The sequence below is a fragment of the Spiroplasma endosymbiont of Halictus nicosiae genome (genome assembly GCF_978018445.1).
Map to the genome: position 1 here is coordinate 2,251,682 of NZ_OZ389573.1, position 23,658 is coordinate 2,275,339.

At 23.6% G+C, this 23,658-nt stretch carries 25 protein-coding genes and 2 pseudogenes; 22 read left to right on the forward strand and 5 right to left on the reverse strand.

Annotation, left to right across the window (positions count from 1 at the left end; all coding sequences use genetic code 4):
* Nucleotides 1–1,010 precede the first annotated feature (1,010 nt).
* The 10 genes from ACZ91P_RS15230 (at nt 1,011) to ACZ91P_RS15275 (ending at nt 8,311) form a co-directional block, all read left to right on the forward strand.
* Nucleotides 1,011–1,295 carry a hypothetical protein gene (locus ACZ91P_RS15230; protein ID WP_465157169.1) on the forward strand — a complete coding sequence of 95 codons (285 nt, stop codon included), beginning with the start codon at nt 1,011–1,013 and terminating at the stop codon, nt 1,293–1,295.
* The gene (locus ACZ91P_RS15235; RefSeq protein WP_465157170.1) at nt 1,250–1,741 is read left to right on the forward strand and encodes a hypothetical protein; all 492 of its coding nucleotides are present in this window, start codon (nt 1,250–1,252) and stop codon (nt 1,739–1,741) included. The genes ACZ91P_RS15230 and ACZ91P_RS15235 overlap by 46 nt, the downstream gene beginning before the upstream one ends.
* Nucleotides 1,742–2,123: 382 nt before the next feature.
* The gene (locus ACZ91P_RS15240; RefSeq protein ID WP_465157171.1) at nt 2,124–2,558 is read left to right on the forward strand and encodes a hypothetical protein; all 435 of its coding nucleotides are present in this window, start codon (nt 2,124–2,126) and stop codon (nt 2,556–2,558) included.
* Nucleotides 2,559–2,562: 4 nt separating this feature from the next.
* On the forward strand, nt 2,563–3,399 hold the full coding sequence (locus tag ACZ91P_RS15245; RefSeq protein WP_465157172.1) for a hypothetical protein: 837 nt from the start codon (nt 2,563–2,565) through the stop codon (nt 3,397–3,399).
* 12 nt (nt 3,400–3,411) lie between these two features.
* Nucleotides 3,412–3,564 carry a hypothetical protein gene (locus tag ACZ91P_RS15250; protein WP_158613966.1) on the forward strand — a complete coding sequence of 51 codons (153 nt, stop codon included), beginning with the start codon at nt 3,412–3,414 and terminating at the stop codon, nt 3,562–3,564.
* Between the two features lie 3 nt (nt 3,565–3,567).
* Nucleotides 3,568–4,338 carry a hypothetical protein gene (locus ACZ91P_RS15255; protein ID WP_465157173.1) on the forward strand — a complete coding sequence of 257 codons (771 nt, stop codon included), beginning with the start codon at nt 3,568–3,570 and terminating at the stop codon, nt 4,336–4,338.
* A gap of 309 nt (nt 4,339–4,647) precedes the next feature.
* Nucleotides 4,648–4,917 carry a hypothetical protein gene (locus ACZ91P_RS15260; RefSeq protein WP_126821249.1) on the forward strand — a complete coding sequence of 90 codons (270 nt, stop codon included), beginning with the start codon at nt 4,648–4,650 and terminating at the stop codon, nt 4,915–4,917.
* Between the two features lie 257 nt (nt 4,918–5,174).
* Nucleotides 5,175–6,182, forward strand: coding sequence for a hypothetical protein (locus ACZ91P_RS15265; RefSeq protein ID WP_465157174.1), 1,008 nt, complete (start codon nt 5,175–5,177; stop codon nt 6,180–6,182).
* Nucleotides 6,182–7,042 (forward strand): hypothetical protein, encoded by an 861-nt coding sequence (locus ACZ91P_RS15270; RefSeq protein WP_465157175.1) that lies wholly within the window; start codon nt 6,182–6,184, stop codon nt 7,040–7,042. The genes ACZ91P_RS15265 and ACZ91P_RS15270 overlap by 1 nt, the downstream gene beginning before the upstream one ends.
* 270 nt (nt 7,043–7,312) lie before the next feature.
* On the forward strand, nt 7,313–8,311 hold the full coding sequence (locus ACZ91P_RS15275; protein ID WP_465157176.1) for a hypothetical protein: 999 nt from the start codon (nt 7,313–7,315) through the stop codon (nt 8,309–8,311).
* A gap of 290 nt (nt 8,312–8,601) precedes the next feature.
* Here the strand turns inward: ACZ91P_RS15275 and ACZ91P_RS15280 are convergent, their stop codons facing one another.
* Nucleotides 8,602–9,081 (reverse strand): lipoprotein, encoded by a 480-nt coding sequence (locus ACZ91P_RS15280; RefSeq protein WP_465157177.1) that lies wholly within the window; start codon nt 9,079–9,081, stop codon nt 8,602–8,604.
* Between the two features lie 380 nt (nt 9,082–9,461).
* Entirely contained in the window at nt 9,462–9,857 is a 396-nt protein-coding gene (locus ACZ91P_RS15285) for a hypothetical protein (protein WP_465157178.1), read from the reverse strand.
* 400 nt (nt 9,858–10,257) lie between these two features.
* Between ACZ91P_RS15285 and ACZ91P_RS15290 the strand changes: the two are divergent.
* Nucleotides 10,258–11,236: pseudogene (locus ACZ91P_RS15290) on the forward strand (IS30 family transposase).
* 162 nt (nt 11,237–11,398) lie between these two features.
* Here the strand turns inward: ACZ91P_RS15290 and ACZ91P_RS15295 are convergent.
* Nucleotides 11,399–14,166, reverse strand: a pseudogene (locus ACZ91P_RS15295) (Mbov_0399 family ICE element protein).
* A gap of 280 nt (nt 14,167–14,446) precedes the next feature.
* On the opposite strand from ACZ91P_RS15295, the gene ACZ91P_RS15300 reads away from it, so the two are divergent.
* The 5 genes from ACZ91P_RS15300 (at nt 14,447) to ACZ91P_RS15320 (ending at nt 17,503) form a co-directional block, all read left to right on the forward strand.
* A complete protein-coding gene (locus ACZ91P_RS15300; RefSeq protein WP_465157179.1) occupies nt 14,447–14,773 on the forward strand; it encodes a hypothetical protein in 327 nt (108 codons plus the stop codon).
* Nucleotides 14,757–15,101: a hypothetical protein gene (locus ACZ91P_RS15305; RefSeq protein WP_465157180.1), complete on the forward strand. Its 345-nt coding sequence runs from the start codon at nt 14,757–14,759 to the stop codon at nt 15,099–15,101. Before ACZ91P_RS15300 ends, ACZ91P_RS15305 begins: the two co-directional genes overlap by 17 nt.
* Before the next feature lie 12 nt (nt 15,102–15,113).
* Nucleotides 15,114–16,217, forward strand: a complete 1,104-nt coding sequence (locus ACZ91P_RS15310; protein WP_465159021.1) for a PBSX family phage terminase large subunit — start codon at nt 15,114–15,116, stop codon at nt 16,215–16,217.
* Nucleotides 16,199–16,504: a hypothetical protein gene (locus ACZ91P_RS15315; RefSeq protein WP_465157181.1), complete on the forward strand. Its 306-nt coding sequence runs from the start codon at nt 16,199–16,201 to the stop codon at nt 16,502–16,504. The genes ACZ91P_RS15310 and ACZ91P_RS15315 overlap by 19 nt, the downstream gene beginning before the upstream one ends.
* A 174-nt stretch (nt 16,505–16,678) precedes the next feature.
* Nucleotides 16,679–17,503 (forward strand): hypothetical protein, encoded by an 825-nt coding sequence (locus ACZ91P_RS15320; RefSeq protein ID WP_465157182.1) that lies wholly within the window; start codon nt 16,679–16,681, stop codon nt 17,501–17,503.
* 11 nt (nt 17,504–17,514) lie between these two features.
* Here ACZ91P_RS15320 and ACZ91P_RS15325 read toward each other — a convergent pair whose 3' ends face one another.
* Together ACZ91P_RS15325 and ACZ91P_RS15330 are read right to left on the reverse strand one after the other, a co-directional pair.
* Nucleotides 17,515–18,018, reverse strand: a complete 504-nt coding sequence (locus tag ACZ91P_RS15325) for a lipoprotein (RefSeq protein ID WP_465157183.1) — start codon at nt 18,016–18,018, stop codon at nt 17,515–17,517.
* Nucleotides 18,019–18,030: 12 nt separating this feature from the next.
* The gene (locus ACZ91P_RS15330; protein ID WP_465157184.1) at nt 18,031–18,948 is read right to left on the reverse strand and encodes a hypothetical protein; all 918 of its coding nucleotides are present in this window, start codon (nt 18,946–18,948) and stop codon (nt 18,031–18,033) included.
* A gap of 313 nt (nt 18,949–19,261) precedes the next feature.
* Here ACZ91P_RS15330 and ACZ91P_RS15335 point away from each other — a divergent pair, with 313 nt between their 5' ends.
* The 6 genes from ACZ91P_RS15335 (at nt 19,262) to ACZ91P_RS15360 (ending at nt 23,434) form a co-directional block, all read left to right on the forward strand.
* Nucleotides 19,262–19,783 carry a hypothetical protein gene (locus tag ACZ91P_RS15335; protein WP_465157185.1) on the forward strand — a complete coding sequence of 174 codons (522 nt, stop codon included), beginning with the start codon at nt 19,262–19,264 and terminating at the stop codon, nt 19,781–19,783.
* 17 nt (nt 19,784–19,800) lie between these two features.
* Nucleotides 19,801–20,559, forward strand: a complete 759-nt coding sequence (locus ACZ91P_RS15340) for a hypothetical protein (RefSeq protein WP_465157186.1) — start codon at nt 19,801–19,803, stop codon at nt 20,557–20,559.
* A gap of 138 nt (nt 20,560–20,697) precedes the next feature.
* Nucleotides 20,698–21,636: a hypothetical protein gene (locus ACZ91P_RS15345; RefSeq protein ID WP_465157187.1), complete on the forward strand. Its 939-nt coding sequence runs from the start codon at nt 20,698–20,700 to the stop codon at nt 21,634–21,636.
* Nucleotides 21,626–22,006: a hypothetical protein gene (locus tag ACZ91P_RS15350; protein WP_465157188.1), complete on the forward strand. Its 381-nt coding sequence runs from the start codon at nt 21,626–21,628 to the stop codon at nt 22,004–22,006. The genes ACZ91P_RS15345 and ACZ91P_RS15350 overlap by 11 nt, the downstream gene beginning before the upstream one ends.
* Before the next feature lie 586 nt (nt 22,007–22,592).
* Nucleotides 22,593–23,114 (forward strand): hypothetical protein, encoded by a 522-nt coding sequence (locus tag ACZ91P_RS15355; protein ID WP_465157189.1) that lies wholly within the window; start codon nt 22,593–22,595, stop codon nt 23,112–23,114.
* A 23-nt stretch (nt 23,115–23,137) separates the two neighbouring features.
* Nucleotides 23,138–23,434, forward strand: coding sequence for a hypothetical protein (locus tag ACZ91P_RS15360; protein WP_465157190.1), 297 nt, complete (start codon nt 23,138–23,140; stop codon nt 23,432–23,434).
* The last annotated feature ends 224 nt before the right edge of the window (nt 23,435–23,658 follow it).

The following is a 23,658-nucleotide window of genomic DNA, read 5'->3' on the forward strand; positions in this document are numbered from 1 at the left end:
ATATATATTTTTTTTGACAAATTAAAAGGAAAATATTTTATATTTTCCCTAAATTTAATGTAAATATTACACTATCTAATTCTTTTTTTAAAACTGTAAATTGTAAATGCAAATATAGCACTTTATTGAAAAAATAAAGTGCTTTTTATTTTGTAAAAAATACTTATATTTATTGGATTAATCGTTAGATAGTATCTTTTACACTTAATAAAATATGTTTTTTCAGAAAAATCCATCCTTTCTTTTCTTAAAAAATTTTGAATAATTGTTTTATTTAGTTGTTAGTTAATTGTTAAATATAATTACTAAAAAATATATTTAGTAAACAAAGAATTAAAAAAGATAATGAGATAAAAAAATAAAGATACTATCTAACGATTAATCCAAAATTCAATCTTTAAAACTTAATATTTTTTGATGCTTAAAGATGGATAACTCATCTATGGCACGAAGCCTCAAAGAAAGTGTGAAAGCGATTGGATTTACTACTCCTATTTATTTCTTTAATTCTCGGCAAGATTAATTACTTGCGAAATGTCAGAGCATGTGTTTTTTGGCTTGTTTTCATAAAAAGAGTGTTGTTAAACCGAAAAAACAATATCGGACACTAAAAAAACAAGAGGGTTGGAACTCCAAAAGGTTATTTTCTTTATATAAAGTTGTCTAGTGATGGATGAAGCGTAATTAATAACTGGGTAAACTGTTTTTTGTTTATTTCCGTATGGGGGTAAACTCTATCAAAATATCCTATCCGCCCCCGCCCACCTTCAAAGTGGAGCCGGCGGCGAAGTAATTAAATATTAAAATAAATTATTTACTAAATATCAAAATATTAACCAATAAAGGAATATTATATTTTTTACAGAAAGGAAAATATTTTATGAAAAAATAAAATAAAAAAATTAAAAATAAATTACAAGAATTAATGATACAATCTTATCTGGTAACAGTAAATGATATTAATGGTGAAATTTGAACAACAAATAAAAAGAATTAAGGAGTATAGAAAAATGACAGAATATAAAAGCAAATATATTAATAAAACTTGAAATGAAATAACAACATCATTTGATTGAGTTAATTGTCAACCTATTAATTGTCGTATTTCACATCATAAAAAGCATTATGATTTGCAATGTTTAGAATGATCCAAAATGTACTTAAATTTATTTAAAGACAAGTGAGATGTTATTGTTTCATATACTCAATATTATAAAATTAACGATATTTTAGATTTAGCATTTGATGGATGAAAAATATTACAAATTGACAAAAAAATAAAACAAATAAATTAAAATATATTATTGCAATTGACCCTGCTGGAATTGGACAAACTTGTATTATTATTTATAATGTTTTGCAAAAGAAAATAATTAATAATATTACTTTTAATTCCAAAAATGAAGAAGAAGCAATAAATAATATGTATTTAATATTAAATGAGTTTAAAAATAAAATTTGTTCTTATTTAAATAAAGTTATTGTAATAATTGAAGATTATCAACTTCATAAGGGTTTAAAAATAAAAACTCCATTATCTACTCCTAAATTTATTGATGGTTTAAAAGTTTTATGCAAATATCTATTTAATTTAAAATATATTTTACAATCACCAGTCATTAAGAAAAATTATATTTATAAAGGAAATATTAAAATGTCAGAACACGAACATGATGCTTGAAAACATTTACAGTATTTTTTAGCAAAAGGAGTTTATAAAAATCGCACAAACAAAAAGTAATTTACCTAAAAAATCAATAACTAATAAACATAAAATAAAAAAGTTAATAAGTTATAATTAACTGTTAGATTACATGAAAATCCGATTAAAACTAAGATTAAGGCACTGCTTACTGGTGGTGTTGAAGTTGATGCTTGTTCGGCTAAATGTCAGTGAGAAGGATTAAATTACTCAACATTATCAATATATAACCCATCTATTTTAACTGAGTTTTTGAAATTAAAAAAAATGATGAGATAAAAATTAAAGGCTCAGTATTTAATCAGTTAAATATAAAAACTAAACGCTATTTTTTGTCTTTTAGAGTAGACAGTTTTGAAATTATACAAAAAGCGATTAGAAAAAGAACAAATATAAATATTAAAAAATAGGAGGAAAAACAATGGCATTAAAAAATGTAAAATATGTTCTTATTAATGAAAATAGTGAACCTATTAAAAATGAAGATGGTAGTTTAGATATTAAAACTGCTGAAATTATTTTAGAAAATACTGCTGAAGTTGAAGAATTTAATGCAAGTAATTTAAAAAATAGTAATCAGCAAATCAACGAACTACAAACAAAAAATACTGAATTAACTTCACAAATTGAACAACAAACAATTCAATTAAAGCAAATTGAAGTAATTGACTTTATTAATTCTTTAACTGATAATGAAAAATTTAAAAATGTTTTATTAAAGTCTTATGATATTACTGATGATATTGAAATCAATAAAACACAATTGCAAAGTGTTTATGATGAATTAATTAAGGTACAAACAGTTAATACTGGGGGCGTACCAAAAGTAGAAAACAAAGAAAAATGAGTGATATAACATAATGACTAATCTTCATAAAAAAGGTGTTGGTAAAAACCTAATATTAAATGCTAATTTAATACGGGGCAGTAAAATATATAATAATAAATTATTAAATATTTTTCATCAAACACCAATTAAATTAAATAAAATTTTAAATCATTTAAACCCAAATTTTTATATTCAAAAAGTAACTAAAAAATTATTAGCCCTAATTGAAAAACAAATAATTACTATTAAACAAAAAGTAATTAGTAAAATTACTGATAAAACTAAAAAAATATTATCTAAATTTGAAACTAAGGCTATTAAAAAAGGTCAATTATTACCTTTTGCTTATGGTTCTGATGTTTTTTTAGCAGTTAAAATTGTTCCTTTATCAGTTGCGGATGAAGTTGCTTTAACAATATATTATAAAAATCCTAAATATGTCCCTATTGTCGTTATGACAACTTTAATCAAAGCAGAACAGTTTGTTTTGGCTCCTGAACCGTTTAAATTCTATATGAACAGTGAGTGGTTTATTGGTTGGGGATTTAAAAAAAGTTTGTTTAATTTAGTTTCTTTTGCCCCACTTGTTTATCAGCAAGTAGTAAAAGATAGTTTTAAAATATATCGGACAATTGCTAAGATATTAAAAATGCAAGAACAATTTAAAAATAACTTTAATAAAGATAAATTGTTAAATACGCTAGAAGATAGTGCGGTTACTAGTTTGTTAGGTAATGGACTAGTATTTCAAGCATATAAACAACTCAGAACAAAACAAGATTTAAACAAAACAATTAAAACAAAAACATTACTAAATAGTAAAAAATTTATATTAAAGAAAATATATTCTAAAAAAAGTAAATGATAAGGAGATGATTAAATGTTAAATGAATTATGACAAAATGTTACTTTGGAAAATTATAATAATTTTATTCCAATGACAGGTAAAATTACACAAGTTCCAGTTCGTTATAATAAGTTTTTTAAAGGTGATGTAGAATTATGATTTAAAACATTTGCTTTAAGAGCCTAAAATATGATTAATTCTTACTTAAACTATCCATTTTCAAAACTAAAGTTTGAAACATTTAAAGATCCATTATTAAAGAAAATTTGTATTAATATGGTGTTTATTCCAATTGAATTTTTTACTTCGGCAAATATGAGTGTTGGTGATATTAATTATTCATCGCAAAATGACTCCATGATTATTTGACAAGGTCTATTGCCTACCTATGCAAAATCATTGACTAATTTAACAACTTTAAAGAAAATGTTTCGTACTTTTCGAGAAGAAGGTATTGATTTAACAATGATTGATTTAGAATCATATTATACTCAATTAGAAGTTGATGCTTTAATAGAAAAAGAAAAAACTAAGATTGACAATAAAACTATTGTTAAAAATAACAATAATGAAATAAATGTTCCCTTTTATAATGATACTATTTATGAAAAAAATGGTGTCTGAAAAGCAAAACAAAGTGGCGGTAGTGATATTAAAATTGATAATAAAACAATTATTAAAAATACTGCTGATGAATTAATGGTTTCAGATTTAAAACAAAATAAAATAACTTTATTACCTAATAGTAGTGGTCGTGTTAATGCTGATTTTAATGCTGAAAACGGGGAATTAAGAATTTGAGGCCCTAGTTTTAAAGGTGGTAAAAATACTGCTGATTATATGATTATTGATAGTACAGTTGCGGGAATTGAAAGTACTGATGATACATTTGGTACTACTAAATATTTAGATAAATTTTATTTACAGAAAAAAGATTTACCTAAAATATCAAATGATTAAAAAGTTGTTGATACTAGTGATTTTGTTCAAGATTCTAAAGGATATAAAATTAAAAATTTTAATAAGTCAGAATATTATTATCGTTTATGGTGTTATACAACGCTTGAGATAGAACTATATATAATTACGAATATAAACTTTAAAGGTCAATTAGCAAGTGGAATATCATATGGAAATAATCCAAGTCGTTGAATTACCATTCAATTATTTTCCAACAGTGAGTTTAAATTATCATCAATATCAAATAGTGTTGAAATTAAAGGATTGTATATTGAAAGAAAAAAAGTAAGTCAGGAAGGAGATGGTATTATGCCAAAAGTAACTATTAAAGATATGATTATGTTTTTGAAAATCTTTGGAGTTTCATCATTGTTTTTTATTGCGGGAATTATTATTTGTTTTATCGGAGAAAAAACATTGGGTATTTCTTGACCAGCATATGTTATTGTTTCAGCAATGCTTATTGGAGCAGGAATTATAGTTTTAATTATTGAAACTATTAGATTTATCAAAACTCATAACAAACAACAAAAACAAGATAGTATTGAAGATGTTATTAAAAAAGAAGATACGAAATAAAGAGGTGATATAAATGGGATTGTTATTAGCAAAAAGAAATTAAAAAAAGAATATGATATTGATAGTTATTATCTTAATTTAGCATCAACGATTACTAATCGTAAAAATGTTACTGTTCAAAAACATAAGGAGATTTTAAAAAAAGAATTTGTGAAGATAATGCTAATTTTTTAAATCCGCGAGATTTAGAAATTAGCATTTATAATCCAATTAATAATAAACAGATAGATACTAAATTAATTAATAACTTTTTAAAAATGCAAGACTTTACTAATAAGAATTGACATAACGAATATAAAATTAATAAGAATGGTAAAGGTGCATATTTTATTTTTGCTAATAATTTAAAATTTAATTTTATTACTATTGATTTTTATAATAACCAATATGACGAATTAGGTAATTTAGTATCTTGTACTTTTGATTATGACCCTTATATTAAAAATGACCAGAGTGTTTTTATTACTGAAAAATTAGAAATTGATTATGTAACTAAACAAGTAAAAGTTATTAGAAAGTTAAAAACACGATTATACAGCACTATTACCGACTTATATATTGATGATTCTAAATGAAATAACTATACAACTTTACAAAGAGAAGAAATATTGCCACTTAATTTTATACCAATTGAAATTATTCCTAATAACCCTAATTTCGAACCTTCTGCTCGTTATGGTAAACAATTTGCTAGTATTTTAGATATTATTGCTGAAAAGATAATGTTAGATCCATTATTAAATAGTGGTAAATTTACCATTAATACTAATGGTGTTACTGGTGTGGTTGACCAAGAAATTAGTAAAATGTTGGCTTCATTTATTAAAAATGACTTGTTATTAGTTGAAGGAGACTCTGATAGTAATTTTCAACCAGTAGACTATATTGCTGGTAATTTTGAAGGTGAACAATTAACCAAAATATATGATTGATTATTAACTAATTACTATAAAATAAATCGCTATCATGTTCCCGCAATCGCCAAGGGAGCCCAACAAACACAAACAGAAGTTGCGGGAGTAAATATTCAAACAAATGCATCATACGAACAAATGATATATATTAGAGAAATTAAATTAACTGAATTCATTATTAAGTTAATTAAATATGATAATGCTATTTTAAATAGTAGAACATTTAATATTAAAAATATTGATGATTTAATTATTGATGTTCGCTTACCAGTAAATGCTACTTTAAACAGACAATTAAATAACAATGAAACTATTATAAATATGCCTAATGAAGAAGGAGAACAAGGATAATGTTAAAACCATCTGAAAAAATGTTAGCACAATTAGCAGAAAATGATGAACCAATTGACTATTCAATTGATAGTATTCCATTAGATTTTGCTAGTCAATCGCAGTACAGCGACCCTGATTTAGAACAATTATTTACTGAAGACCGTGCTAGAACCTTATATATTTATAAAATTAATAATCATTATCTTGTTAAGACAAAGCAAAAACCAATCTTAAACTACTCTCAAAATAGCGTTAAAATAGGTTTTATTGACAAAGATGAATATATTAAAATAACTGGTTATGAAATTAGTGATTTTAATTTTAAATTACAAATTCAACAAAATACCACAACCCAAGATAATAGCACAAGTTATGTAATGATTGAAGAAAAAGATATTTTAATTAATGATATTTCAAAAAAAGACAAAGAATTTTTAGAATCCTATGACTTAAAAATAGTATCTATTAATGAACCAATTACCGAAGACAATAAAAATAAATGTTATATTATTGAAGAATATAAAAGACCTTATTCACCTGATGGTGTTGATATTATTAAATCTACTCATTTAGTTAAGGTGACTGATTTTAAATGAAAAAACCAAAATAGTATTCATTTAGTATTACAAAAATCATTACCCGAAAATACAGTATTTACTGGGATTGAGATTAAATACCCTAAATCAATGTTATTTGGAAATATTAAATGTTGAGGTAATATTAATGGTGTTTATTCTTATCCTTCATCAATAGTTGAAAATGCTAATTTAGTACCGTTGCTATCTATGTCTATTGAAACAAAACCTAATTTAAGAGTATTTCAATATTGATTTACCGAAAGTTTTTTACCGTGGTTTATTGCAAAAATATATATTTAACCAGATGATATTTTAAGTTTAATAAAAAATAATGGTTTAGAAAAAGTTTTATTAAATTATTTAACTTATCGTTATAATTATGATCGAAAATTTCAAGGTGCAAAATATGATGAAAAAGGAAATCCCACTAATAAAGCGGCTGAATTACGTCAAAAATTTGAAGGACAAAAACCAGAAGATGTTATTGATGGTTTATTTGAAAATTGAAAATTAGACAATCCAAGTGAATTACATAAAAGATATGTAAAAAGAATTAAACAAGTGATATACATGTTATCAAATTATACATATAGTAAATATGCAATTAATAAAGGCTATAATGATGATGTTAAATTATTTGCCCCTTATTATTTTGAATTAATATCTAATCCAAGAGAGGCAGAAACTGGATATTGAGAGTTTGAACATTGCAAAGTTAAATTAAATTCATCATATTTTAATTTTACTGGTGCTTCTATTCCAACAACAGCAATAAATTATTGAGAAGAGGTTTATTCAAATGACAAACCATTTAATGAGAAAGATGATAAATGATATTTTGCTGTGTGGCGTGGTTATAAAAATGCTGATTGGCGTATTATTAAGTTTAAAAATAATGAAATGACTATTAAAATTGATAATTCTAATAATCGGCAATTGCAGAAAACTGATTTAGGTATGGGAAGAGATTTATATATTACAAATGATTCAGGGTTTGTTAAATATGTGACACATTGAACAGATGATAATGGTTCTTACTTTAAATCAGTTTATAGTTGAAATAATGATAGCGAACCAAATACACCGTTTATTTTACCTAAAACAGAACAAATTACAGATTGAAATTTAAAAAATCAAAATAATATTAATAAAAATGATGAAATTAAAGTAACTGTTAAAAACAAAGATATTTCAGAAAACTATATTTATCAATTAGAAGCAAATTACTTTAATTGATTATCCATAACAAATGAATTAGAAACAAATAATATACCTTCTCTTATTCCTGCTGAAATTAAACTATATGATGGTGAATATGGCAAATATTTAACTAATTTAATTGTTTCTAATGACAAAATAAAAGATTATTTAAACTATTTTTCTCAATGAAATAAATTACTTTATTCTAAATCAAATTGAGTGAGTATAACTAAAAATTTAGTTGAGGACAGTATTAAAATAACTTTTTTAAAACACGAAAAACTATTTAATTTAAATCAAATCGAAATATCTGGCATATGATGTTATGGGAATTATGATATAAATATTTTTATTGAAAAAATAAATTAAAAAATTAATGAAGGAAAAGATATTAACTTAGAATTAATCAAAAATTGTCCTATCGGAACTAAAGTCAGTGGAAAAGACAGAAATACATATTTACAATTAATCGAAGATAATGAATGATATTTGTATAAAATGGCATTGAAGATGAAAACTCATATTCAAATATCGCAGTTGTTAATTTTTTAAAACAATCAAATAGTTTAATATTTTCCTATCCATCCACAAAAGAAGAAATTAATATTAATAATTTACAATTATTTAATAAAAATAATGAAAAATTATCATTAATTACATTAGAAATATAAAAAGTTATTTTCAACATATATATTTGGTTCGCTATCATTATTTCAACTATAAACTGATTTAAAGTAAGAACCATTATCATCTGTTCAATGTGTCACATATTTAACAAACCCTGAATCATTTGTAATATATAAATCTCTTCCCATACCTAAATCAGTTTTCTGCAATTGCCGATTATTAGAATTATCAATTTTAATAGTCATTTCATTATTTTTAAACTTAATAATACGCCAATCAGCACTTTCATCAACACGCCACACAACAAAATTTCATTTATTATCAATTTGATTAAATGGTTTTTCTTGATATGCTATTCATTCTAAAATACCATTTTTTGTTTTTATATTATTTTTTTCTTTTAAATCTGCTAATTCTTTTTCGCTATATTGTGGTTTATTAAAAGCAACTAAATTTGTTGTACTTGTTCCAATTAAAGTGTTTGTTCCCAAAAGACTTAATATTTTTTTCATATTTTAATTCTACTATACTATAGCTGCTATTAATTCTGGTTCTTCCATTTCTCAAATTGATGAAAAAATACTAATAGCTTTTTCACAAAATAATTGAAAAACATCTTCATGAATTAATACGATACCGTTTTCTATTTGATTAAATAAAATATTAAAAATTTGTTCCCCATCATTGAAATTTCTGTAGTTTGATCTGGAATAAATTCAGCTTCACTGTCTCTTCATGGATCTCTAATAAAGAGATTCCCATATTAAATGTCTTATCCACATTCTTTTTTCTATATCATTTAATCTATTTCAAAATAATCAAGTTAAATCAATTTTCTTTAAATTAAATCCCAAATTTTCCTGAATTATCGGGTTTGTGTTTAATATTTCAATTACCTTTGATAATGAAGCGCCATCATTTGCATTGTTTGGAAAAAACTTGCAATTTCTTCTTGTTCCATTTCTTTAAGATCTTTATTATTAATAATATTATTACTAAATATATTTTTTAAAATTGCAATAACACATCATCAATCATGTATTTGAAATTCCATTGGTTTTTTCATGCTAGTTTTTCTTAAATCAATTAACACATCTTCTAATATTGGATATGTTATTTCTTGTCTTTTAACTCTATTTAAATTTTTTAAATTATTTGTTTGTAAATAACTAATTTCATTATTTTCTAATTTAGTTTCTTCTTTTTGAAAAGGACTAGCTGCAATTTTTGTTGGTACAGCAGTTCCACTAATTGTTAATACACTTAATAAACTAAGTAATTTTTTCATTTTTTATAATTTCCTATCTTTTATCTTAAAACTTTTTTCAAGATCTATTGACATTATATATATAAGCACTTTTAAATATATTTTAGAAAGGAAATTATACAAATGATTATTATTGTGATTATATTGTACTAAATCTGGGCTCGCGGAATTTTCATAAGTTTGTGAAAAATGCCTTAAAGTTTAAAAAAACTTTTGCCGCGCTTTTCAAAATACTTGGGAAAAATTCTAAGCGTTAAGCAAAAAATTTTATAAAGGTTCCCAAATTTGTTTGAAAGAACCTTAAAATCTTTTTTAACTTGTAAATTATTTTATCACAAAAATTTAAGAAAATCAACCGCTCGCCCAAAACATCAAAAAACTATATAATTAGCTTTGTATATAAAAGAAAGTATTTTTTAAAATGGATAAAACAAAGCATCATTTTACTTTTAAAGAAAGAGTAATGTTAAAAGATTTATTAGAACTTGATTCTTTAAAAAGAAAAAATGGTAAATTTAATATATCTAAAATAGCAAAAATATTGCATAAAAATCGCAATACAATTAGACAAGAAATAAAAAGGTTAAAAGATAATGAATATGACGCTAAATTAGCACACGAAGATTATTTACAAAAACGACAAAAATGTTTTAAAAAATCATCATTATTGCTAAATATTTTAGAATGACTAGATGAAAAATATAAAAAATTTCATGATTCACCAGAACAAATCTGTAAAAAATATGAAAAAGAGTTTGGTATTAAATTTCCGGTATGTTTTAAAACTTTATATAAATATATTCATTTGGGATTTTTAAATTTCAAGAAAGATAATTTGTATTTTCATGGTAGAAAATATAAAACAAAAAATAGAATTGATAACCGTGGAAAAATAAGAAATTTTAGAACTATTGAAGAAGCAAAACATGATAAAAATGAATTTAGTTGATTTGAAATGGATACTATGGTTGGTAAAAATAATAGTGTTTGTTTAGTTTTAATCGAAGAATTAACCCAATTTAAAATTATTGAACCATTAAAAGAAAAAACAACAAAAGAAGTTACAAACGCATTAAAACGAATTTTTTCTAACAGATTTTTAAAAGATAGATGCAAAGGAACAATAACAGATCAAGGCAAAGAATTTGCTGATTGAGAAAAAAATTGAAAAAATAACAAATGCTAAAGTATATTTTTGTGATGCTGGAACTCCAACTCAAAAACCCAAAGTTGAAAGAGCAATTCGTGATTTTAGACATTGATTTTCCAAAGAAATTGATTTAAGTATTTATTCAAGAAATTATTATCAAGAAGTTGCTAATATAATAAACTCTAAACTTAAAAAATCTTTACATTGACTATCTTCAAAAGAAGTTTTTATACAAATGTTTAATTTTTAATATAATTACCTATAAAAATTTTAATCATTTTATTTTTCAGTGTGCCAAAATTCATAAATTTAAAACAAAAATACTAAATTTTTTTAAAATAAATTATATTGAACATTTATTTTATTGGTGTTATAATGAAATTAAGTAGGGTACTAGACTTCATAGTACAATTTACAAACGAAAATAAAATCAAACTATTCCAATTATTGGAATAATAATTGAAATAATAATAACTGGTAACAATCATCCTAAATATTTTTTATCTCCTGACGTTGGCATTTCTGGATTTATCGGATAAATTGGATTAGGGTTTGGGTCAATTGGATCAACAGGGTTAGTCGGATCCGTTGGATCAGGATTAGGTTTATTACCATCAATATAATTTTCAAGAACAAATTCGGTTTTTCCTTCAGCTAAATCACTTGCATCATTAGCATATACTATAATAGTTATTTTTTTAGAATTTTCTAAATAATCAGATTTTTTTAATCCTAAATTAATATATTTTATAATTCAATTTTTTATTTCTTCAATTGAAAAATCACCAAAGATAAATTTTTGATCATTAAATTTAATTTTTGATAAGTCTTTTACTTTTTCTGGATCATAATTTCGTGAATTCTTAATACTTCCATTAGCTTCATCAATTAATATAGAGGAAAATTGTTTTGTTTTAATTATAATATTAAGATATTTTGGTTTCGTCGCATTATCTAACAATGGTTTTAAAGCATCAACATTACTACTAATATCAATACCCTCTTTTGTTACGACATAATAATCAATACCTAATTTTGCCCCACTTGCTTTTTGGTTAATATAATTTTGAGCATAAGCTAAAACTAAGGAACGAATTTTATTCGTATCAATTTCATTCATTTTAATTGCTGGAAAATTACCAGAAATATCAATAAAATTAGACGGATTTGGATCTGGAGGAATACGCTGTGCAATTATATCCGAAGTATATTCTTTTCAATAACTAGAAACTTGTTCAAAATTTAATTTTTTAATTTTAGTTACATCAAGTTTTTTATAATCAACTAAATAATTTTTAGATGAATGCCATGAATAGTTGTTCAAAAATCAACTGCAATGTTATTATTACCTAAAAGATCTAAAAAACGGGGGTATTTATCTTTATATTTTGCGCCAATTAATACATATTTTTCATATGCTAAACTATCATTAGTTCTTGTAATATAATGCCAAAAGCCTTCTCAAGACCAATACCTATTAACTGAATCCGGTTCTATTTTAGTTAATCGCTCACCTTCTGTTGGATTAGCAGGACTATCTAAATTACTGTTAACTCCTTCTCGCCAAACCTCATTAACTTCTGCTGGATTAAATAATTGCTGAACTCCCATTCCAACAACTGAGTCTTCTGCTAAAAAACCTAAATCATAATCTTGTGGATTTCTTTTAGGGTCAATAACTTCACCATATTTATTTAAAGGATCTAATGGAAAAGGATATTGAGATTTTTTCTTTACTCATAATATTTGGGTTTTTGTACCAGTTTCTGGATTAACTTCGGGATAATACTTTGGATTAGGTTTACCATCAATTAATGGTACAATCAAATCATTTTTATTAGAATTTTTAGCTGGATCTCACGCATATCATTTAGATAATAAAGTTGGTACTAAATTAGAAATTTTATATTTTATTTGATATTTTGATTTATTTTTTCCATCATCATGACTAACAACAATATCATAAATATTTGTGCCATCTTTGCCTTCCGTAACACACAAATTTGTTATTAATAACTTCAACAGGTTGACCATTTACTATCATTCATTCAGATGAGTCATTAAATCCATCAAATTGTAAATGCACAGTTGTATGAAATTCTAATGTCCCACCATAAGTATCACTTACTTTATAAGGTTCTAATTGGATTGGTTTATCAGAAACCATCCCTTGAGTAGAATCATTTGGATTAACAATTTGTCCCGGAAAAAAATTTAATCTAGCACTTAGTGACTTACCTCAATAATTTTCTGATAATTTTATATTAATCGGTGTTTCAAAAGTTCATATTTCTTGATTGCCAGTATTAGAATTTTTAAATTTAAAAACAGTTGTTGCTTTACGTGTACTATTATTAAATGAAAATGGTTGAATATATCGTTCTCATTTTGAATATTCATTTCCTAATACATTTTTTATAGTTGTAGTTAATAATGTTGTTAAATCTTTTCCTTTTCCAGTTGGATCATTTATATTATTTTTATCTTCCAAACTACCTGAATAATCAGATGTTAAATTAATTTCTTTATTTAAAGCATTATTTAAATTATTTTTAACACTTTATAAAGAAAATGATGAATGGAACGTAATTCCTTTATAATTAATTGAGGCTTCAGCCCCCGTGTTTCACCAATACCTCCCTTTTGTGTTTGTGCAACTAAAGATAAAAAAACATATATATTGGTTGAATCATGTGACAAATAATAACCAGCATAAGCTGAGTTACTACCAAAATTTGAATAATGAGCCTTGGCATTTGACAAAAACTTATTATAATTATGACTACCAATACCATTATCCATTTTATTTGATGAAATTGCTGATGTATTAAATGTTCTATCGTTTAAAGTACCCGAATTATATCTTGAATTAGCTAATCCTTGTATTTCAATCGTAAAACTAGAATAATTTTTTTCAAATGTATTTCAATTATCAGCATATTGTTTTCAATTAAATGAAATTGTTCTGGACTTAGAATGCGGATCACAGGTTCCTCCATCTCAACAAACTGGTTGTGAATTGGACCAAGTTTGTTTATCTTTAAAAGTTGGATATGTTGGGTCGATATTATATTGACTATTAGAAATATTATTTAAATAATTTTTGGTTAAATTTATTGCCTTTGATGAAAAAACAGTTGAGCCTAAAATTGATAACAATATATTTATTCAAGTCTTCATTTTTAATTATTCCTAATTTTTAATGCTAGTATCTACTACATAAAAGTCATACACTATACTAATAATAATATAATAACTTAAGTAATAAGTCAAATTTTTGGGTGAGTAAATTAAATACGGGTTTTTTCTTTTAAGTATTAATTATTGTTCCTAAATAAAACAACCCCTCTTTATTTGTTAAATTTATATTAACACATTATTTAAATAAGACGACCAAAAAGAAATAAATTTTTAAATTTACCTTATTTTAATTATTTAAAAGTATAAAAATTCTTAATATTTGCTATTACATCAATTTTATACTTTGAATGATTTATCCAATGAATTCAACCTTTCTCGCAAGTGAAGATATGATATTTATGCGAGCGAAAAGATAGTTCCTTTGTTTGAAAAACAAGTTGATAAAATTGAAAGTGAAATAATTAACTTTATGATGAAATCACCAGATGGTGCTAAATTATATTGACAACGAGCATTTAATTATAAATATTCACTACAAGAAAAAGAACTTGAAAAAGAATTAAACTTAAATAATCAACAACCAATAATTGTTAATTTACAAACGGATATTAGAGATATTAAAAAAGAAAGTGATAATAATTCTTAATTATTTTACTTATTTGTTAGAAATTCCTTATTGGTTATTACAAAATAGTAGTATTGGTAATAAATATCCATTTGCTAAAAAATATGAGTTAGTTAATGAAATTAATCAAATTGGGACACGATATAGTGGTAAGACTATTTCAAATATAAAAATGTTTGATGAATTATTAAAAATTAGTTTATTAATTAAAGAACCAATTTGTATTATTGCTAGTATGTATTGGAGTAAAGATTTAAAAGATAGTGTATTTCAAAATATATGAAATATGTTAGATCAAAATAATATACCTTATACTATTAATTTATCAAATTTTACTTTTACTTTATAAAATGGTAGCAAAATATATTGTAAAGGTTTACATTGACCAAGTCGGAAAGAAAAATTAAAAGCTTTTGCTGATTTGAATAAATATAAATTAGTTATTGATTGAAGAGAAGAATGTGATCAATTTCAACAAAAAGATTTAAGTGATTTAGAATTTGCTATTCGTGGTTATCAAAATAAAATAACAATTAATATATGTAATCCTGAAAGTTTAAAAAGATATATTGTTGGTTATTGTAATGAATTAATGCCTTTTGATGAAGAAATAATGCGTAGTAAATATGAGCAAATTAAGTATATTAAAATATGAAATATGAAAATTATTATTCATTATTCTAGTTGAAGATTAAATTATGAATTACCACAAGATAAAGTTAATGAACAATTAAGATTAGAACAGTTAGATATTGAAAGAGCAAGAGTATGGAGTTGAGGTTTACCAGGCAATACTAGTGGGGCAATATTTGCAAGATATATTGATATTATGCAAGCAACAGATATTATTCAACCAACTAAATTATTAGGTGGTGTTGATTTAGCAAACTCTACTAGTCCTAAGAGACATACAACAGCAGCGAGTTTTTGAATATATAATTCATTTGATAAAAAAGCATATAAAGTAGCAGAATATACACACTCAAATGCTACACAACAATTTAAAGGACCATTAGAACAAGTAAAAGATATTTTAGAGTTTTACAACAATCAATTAAATCAATATTTTAATTTAATACAGCAAGGTATATCAATCAATGTTGATGATAGTACTTATGCAACATTAGAAAGTTTAAACCGAGAAAAATATAATTATTCTTTTGGTCAATATATGCATTTAAAACCAGCACAAAAGCAGAAATTTAAAATAAAGCATCGTATTGAAGCATTCATAATATTAATAAATACTAATCAATTAAAATGATTATGAGAAAAATGTCCTGTAAGTAAAACTCAATATGAATTAATTCAATGAGAAGATAAACCAGATGCCAGAGAAGAACGAATGTTGGACTTATACGATGATACATTTGATAGTGATTTTTATGCTTTATACTTTGAATTAGTACCAATGGTTAAACATAATAGTTCAGCAGATTATAAATTATGACAACAAAGGGAGTAATTAACTTAATGAAAAAAGATATTTATGTAATACATGATGAGCGTATAATAAATGCAAAAAGACCTTATATGTCTGTTTGTGGACAAGTTAAAAAAAGACTTTGTCAAGAATTAAAAAAAGATAATATCGCAATATGTAATTTAAATTTATATAACGAATATATTAAGAAATATCAAAAAGTTAAAGTATGTGTACAAGTTTTATCAAATGAACCAAATTTATTAACAGTAAATATAATTAATTATGCACTTATCTTAAATTTAAAGGAGCAAAATAACAATGAATAATACTTTCCCTAGTTTGCCAAACTTAAATGATATTAATAGTGTTTTAAAATTTTATAATTATGATTGAACAATTAATTTAGCCAATATTATTGCTCGCCATCAAATACGATTAGTAAATGGTAAAGATATTTTATTTAAGTCTCATCGTAAAGACATTTTAGAAAAATTAAATTGATGATATGAAACTTATTATTTAATGCAATTCAATCAGGACAATGTAAAAAAACAACACCACCGTATAATATTGCACATAATAATTTTTTTGATGAAAATACAGAATATTTTGGATATTCTGAAATAGAACTTGACTTAAAAAAAATTGACCCAACAATTCAAAGTATTGATAAATTTATTAGTTCTTATAAAACAATTGAAATAAGTAATCTAAGTAATTTACAAGTTGAATGTGAACCACCAAATATAGAAAATTTTATTCCTAATAGAAATGTTGAAATTTTAGTTGGTAGAACAGGATGTTTAGATTATTTAGGTAATTTGGATGGTGTAAAAATAGAAACACAAGGAATGGAACAAATTGATAAAGTTAATTTTGAAAATACAATTATTTTATATACTGATAATATAATAATAAATGATATTCAAACAGTTGCTACTGGTTATACTAATGGATTAATAAATAAAGAATATAGAACTAAATATAAAACTAAGTTAGGTGAATCGTTTATTTATTTATTCTTGCAAATAACAAAATTATATAATAATGATAACGAGAAAATTAAAGAAACTAAACTTCAAGTATATTATACTAATAATATGAAATTAAAAATTAAAATATCAAAAAGTATGATTCCTAAATTATTGGGGGTTGAGGGATATGGAGATATTTGATATTGAGGTACAACTGAATATAAAACACCTATTTCAGATGGAAGTATAAAATTTAATATAAATAATCCAAATGTTTTGGGAATTAGAAATAATAGCAATAACCCTGTTAAAATAACAATTAAACCAAGGCAAAATAAAAAAGAGATTTAATTATCTCTTTTTTATACATTAACTTTTATTATATTGCCTTTATCATCAATAATTAAATTAGGTTCCTTAGTATCTAAATTTCAACAATAAACTGATTTAAAATAATCATCATTTTTATTTTTTCAATAATGAAACTTAGTTTCTTTTCCTTGATAAGTTTCATATATATATAACAAATTCAAATCAACGTCTAATCTTAAATAAAAGTGGTTAGTACCGTCATTAATTATTAGTTCATCTTTATGCATAATATTTTTAAATTTGTTTAAATGATATTTATTTTCACCTTTTCATACTACATAATATCATTTATTATCCACTTCATTAAATGGTTTTTCTTGTGTTGCTATTCATTCTAAAATACCATCTTTTGTATTTATTTTATTCTTTTCTTTTAGTTCTTTTAATTGTTCTTCGGTGTATTGTAGTGCTATATTTGTATTACAAGCAACTAAACTGGTTGTACTTGTCCCAATTAAAGTGATTGCTCCTATGATACTTAATATTTTTTTCATATTTTAATTCCACTATACTATAGCTGCTATTAATTCTGGTTCTGCCATTTCTCAAATTGATGAAAAAATACTAATAGCTTTTTCACAAAATAATTGAAAAACATCTTCGTGTATTAATACTTTACCTAATACTCTACCGTTTTTTGTTTGATTAAATAAAATATTAAAAATTTGTTCCCCTGTCATTGAAACTTCTGTAGTTTGATCATCTAGAATAAATTCATCTTCACTGTCTTTTCAAGGATCTCTAACATAATAAATATCTTCAAGTATATTTTCTTTTTTTGGTTTGATTCCAACAATTAATGCAGCGTGTATATGGTGGTTATCACTTTCACCATCATATTTTTCATCAAATAAACCAGCAAACATAACAGGAGCTTGTCTAGAAAGAGATTCTCATATTAAATGTCTTATCCACATTGCTTTTTCTATTTCATTTAATCTATTTCAAAATAATCGATTTAAATTAATATTCTTTAAATTAAATCCCAAATTTTCTTTAATTATCGAGTTTGAGTTTAATAGTTTAATTATTTCTGATATTTTAACACCCTTATTTGCATTTTCTGGAAAAAAACTTGCAATTTCTTCTTGTTTCATTTCTTTAAGATCTTTATTATTAAACATATTATTATCAAATATATTTTTTAAAACTGCAATAACACATCATGAATTAGTTATTTGAAATTCCATTGGTTTTTTCATGCTAGTTTTTCTTAAATCAATTAACACATCTTCTAATATTGGATATGTTATTTCTTGTCTTTTAACTCTATTTAAATTTTTTAAATTATTTGTTTGTAAATAACTAATTTCATTATTTTCTAATTTAGTTTCTTCTTTTTGATAAGGACTAGCGGCAATTGTTGTTGGTACAGCAGTTCCACTAATTGTTAATACACTTAATAAACTAAGTAATTTTTTCATACTTGTTTTTCTCCTTTTCTTAATCTTGAAGCTTTTTATCAAGTTCTACCTGAATTATATATATATATATATATATATACAAGCAAAATTAGAAATTATTTTAATAATTTTTTCTTGTTAAATAACCATTATCACGCGTTTTAAGGTCTAAATTAGCAACCAAAGATATTAAGTTTAGAAATAATATATATATAATAAATAATAATATTATTTATATATAAATATATAAAATATAAAGTGTTGCATTTGTGAACTATTAGTGTAAAATATTTATAATGATTTATCTCTTTAACAAAAAAGTAATTTACGGTTTATGATTTCCGCCTTAAAAAGACTTATGCTGACTTGTTATTCGAACAAAAATAAAAAAAGAGAGGTTTATAAAATGGCACTTACAAAAGAACAAGGTTTAAGTGAAAAAATAGCAGATAATATTTTAAATGAATTTCATAATGAAACAAAACAAATTATTGAGGGAATACAAAAACGAAAAGATACTATTTCAAAAGAAGATTATTTTAAAGTTGCTAATGAATTAGATGAATTAAAAGAATTTAAAGATGGTCCATCTACTAAAATTGAAGATATTAAAACTAATTTAGAAAAAGTTAGTGGTAGTTCTTTATCTGAAAAAATTCAAACTTTAAAAGAATTAAAACCTGATTTGTTTGTTGAAGAGCAACCATCAGTTTCACCAACTAATTTTATTAAAGATATGATTGAAAAATCGGTTGAAAATAAAAATGATGAAATTGAAACTATTAAAGAAAAAGGAGCATATACTCCTAATAAAATTAAAAAAATAACTGATTATACACTTAAAAACCTTAGATAATAAGGGGGTGAAATATTATGGCAACAATTAATTTGCCACAAGTACCTTTTATATTACAAGGTAATACAACAGATCAAAAAGCATATGTTGATATGGTTAATGCTTTATTGTGTGGACCTTTATATAATGAATATGCAAGTATTATGCAATATGCAACAGCAACCGCTGAACAAGTTGCTTGATTACCTAATGCAGGACAAGCACTATATAATTTGACTCATCGTGTCGTATGACAAGATGATTATTCATTAGCAAATGGTGGGACAACTCAAACAATGGGATTAAGAAGAATTCCAGTTCCTATTGATAAAAGATTTAATTTAAAATTAATGAATGAGGCTTTTGATTTAGCATTAATAGAACAAAATATTAAAAATGGTGTTATTGCTGATGCTATTTCTAGTGTTGTACAGAATAAATTTGTTAATTTAGAATGTGAATTAATTCAGGCTATTTATGATTATTGTTTAGCAGATGGTCAATATGAGGTAATTCTATTTCGTAGTTATACAGCAGATAATGCTGATGATGCAAACAGAGCATTCTTTAGATTAAATGAAACTTTGATTGAATTAACAAATCAAATTAGTAATTTATATTTTGGTTTGCCTACCGATAAAATGTTTTTGGTCTTAGGGCGAAGAGCCTATTTAGGATTAACACCTGCTTATTTAAAAGTAATTGGTTCACAAGCCCAACTAAAAGCAATGGTTAATGGTCAATTATATGAAAATACAGCAATGGGGGTATTCCAGTATCAAAAAGCTTTTATTTAGAAAAAACATATACAAAAGGACAAGTTAATCGTGATAAAGGTTATAATTTTACTAATGTAAATGGTTTAATTATTAATAAACAAGTATGAGCATATCCAATTAATATGGATACTATTCAATAATCAAGGTTAATATAAAATGAATTTACTAATATTACGCGTTTTAACTTTATTAGTATCTAATTTAGAAAATAAACCTTTAATAAGTAAATTTGTAAATTTAATTAATAGAGTTAATCAAGTTAAAAATAAAATATTAAAGCCAATTAATTATATTAGTGATAAATATAATAAAATTACAAATAAAGTTGAAGATATTTATCAGTGATTAAATCCATTTACTTATTTAGATTTAATTAAAAAAGGTCATAAAAAAGAAATACAACAAATATTAAGTCAATTAGAAAAAGATAATAATATTAAAAATAAAGAACAATTTAAAAATGAAAATTATTTAAATACTAATTGACAACCTTTAAATAGTAGTTGACTTGATAGTGGTATGTTTAATATTACAAATAAGTTAACTTTAACAGGTAATTTAACTATTTTAATATATACAAAAACAGCAAAACATCGGAAATTTTATGGTCCATATGTTTATTCTAGTGTTCCAGTTAAAATTTGAAAATTATCAAGTAATGCTGTATCTAATGCAGGAACTTTATTTTGGCGTTATTGATTAAGAAAATGATTACCTAGTCATTTAAGAAATTATATTAAAAAACGATTACCACAAGCATTAAAAGAAAAATATCCCAAAGGAACTACTAAATTAACATTACCAACAGTTCAAAAATTAAATCAAATTAAAAAGTTTATTAATAATTTAAAGATTGGACATTTTAATTTTAATTTTGCTGGTGAAATTAATAATAAAAAATGGTATCGTGAACGCCGAAGTAATGTTAAAAATATTAAGAATTTATATAAAAGACCAGTTAAAAATATGTTTTACAAAACTAATCAAACTATTAAAACAATTAAGAAAACAAAAATAAGAGTTAATAGTTATAAGCCAAGTAATTTAAAAAATAAATATCGTAATCAATTAAGAGGTGTTTTATATGGAAAATAATTTAAGTAATTTGTTTTTTATAACAGTTGAAGATGTTAAAGAAAGTAAACTTTGACAACCTATTAATGATAGAAAACAATATGCTTATAATGATAATTTAATTTATAATGCTATTTTAAAAACTAGTTTATGAATGGATAGATTATCAGGTGGGACAATTTCCGATAAAATTAATAAAAAAGATTTATTTCCATGAGTAAAAAAAGATAATACTGGTTTAATTGAATATGATAAATGATTAAGTTATATTCAATCTGCTTGTTTATTAGCAGTTATAAATTGATATTTACCAAAAAGAGTTAATGATTTAACTGGTAGTGCTTCATTTTCACAAGGTGGAGTTGCTTATTCACAAACTAATGACCCTTAAGCAAATGAAAATATTACCAGAGATGTTAAAAATGCTTTAAAATTAGCCGGTGAAATAATTGATATTATATCTAGTAAAACAGTATCTAGACCATATAATTATAGTTTAGATAATTATGCTCATACATGAGAAGAAGAATATAAGCATATTAGTAAAAAAACTTTTTATCCAACATTATTATTTTGATTAAAAGAACGATTACAAACAGATAATTCAATAAATATTTTTTATCCAACTGTTAATTATTTTTCTAAAATTGATTATAACGAATATATTAAAATTATTGTTCCGTTTGATAATGATACTATTTATTATGAAAATAATGTTTGAAAAGCAAAACAAAGTGGTGAAATTCCATCAGATGTTATTAAAGATAGTGATTTAAATAAAGATTATATTAAAAAAGTTGATGGTAAATATATTGTAAAAACATCACAAGATTTAAAAAGTAATTATTATAATAAAAATGCAGTTGATAATTTTTAGGAAATAAACAAGATAAATTAATAAGTGGAACAAATATTAAAACTATTAATGGTAATTCATTATTAGGTAGTGGTGATATATCTATTAGTAGTGGCAATGATTGAGAATTAATTATCCAGAAGCAAACGAAAAATTAACATTTAAAATTCCAGATTATGATTTAACAAAATATTACTATAAAATATCAATTTCAATAACAGATTATTCATCTGCTAATAAATTTGTAACACATTATTTTGAAACAATATCACAAAAATCAATTTTTTCATTTTTAACAGCTAATTCTTATGAAAGCATAACAATCAAGCAAGATGGATCAATTAAAAATGAAACAAATAATATTGTTATTAAAGATTTAACAATTAAAAGAAAATTAATAAATAATAGCGAATTAATGTCAGATGAACCACATTCTATTTATAATCGTGATATGGATATTCATTTACCAAAAGAAACATCGGATTCTTATGATATATTGATAAGAAAAATAAATAGTGCAACAACTATTAATGAATTAAATTTACTTGAAAAACATCCAATATGAAGAATTATTTTAAATAAAAGAAATGATATTAAAAAACTATTCAATAAAAAATGATTAAAATTAAATAAAAATGAATAAAAAATTAAATGAGGTAAATAATTATGAAACAAGATAAAAAAACTTGATTAAAGGGTGCCTTACCTTGAAATTGATTTAAAAAAGACGCTATTCCGTCTTATAATTGAACTCATAAAGATATTAGAGAATGAGAAAGAAAATATAAAATTCGTAGTTGAGTTGTTGGTTTTTATACAATATTATTTTTATTAATTAATGGTTGGTTAGAATATGGGATGATTAATGGCATTAAAGATGAAATTAATTGATATAATTATGGTCAATATTGAGGTAATGGAATTGCTATATTATTAACACCTTTATTTACTCATGGAATTTAGGGTATATTTGTTGCTAATAGTAAACCAACAATATCATTAAATAAAAGAGTAATTAATCCTGAAAATATAACAAAAGAACCAACTTGGTTCTTTTTTTGTTACCTATATTTTACATCAAAATAAAAAAAGTAAATTATTTTACTTTTTCCAGTTAAATTAATTTGCTAATAATTAACACTTTAATTATGACACAATAAGTAAAAAATAATATCTTTTTTTGCATT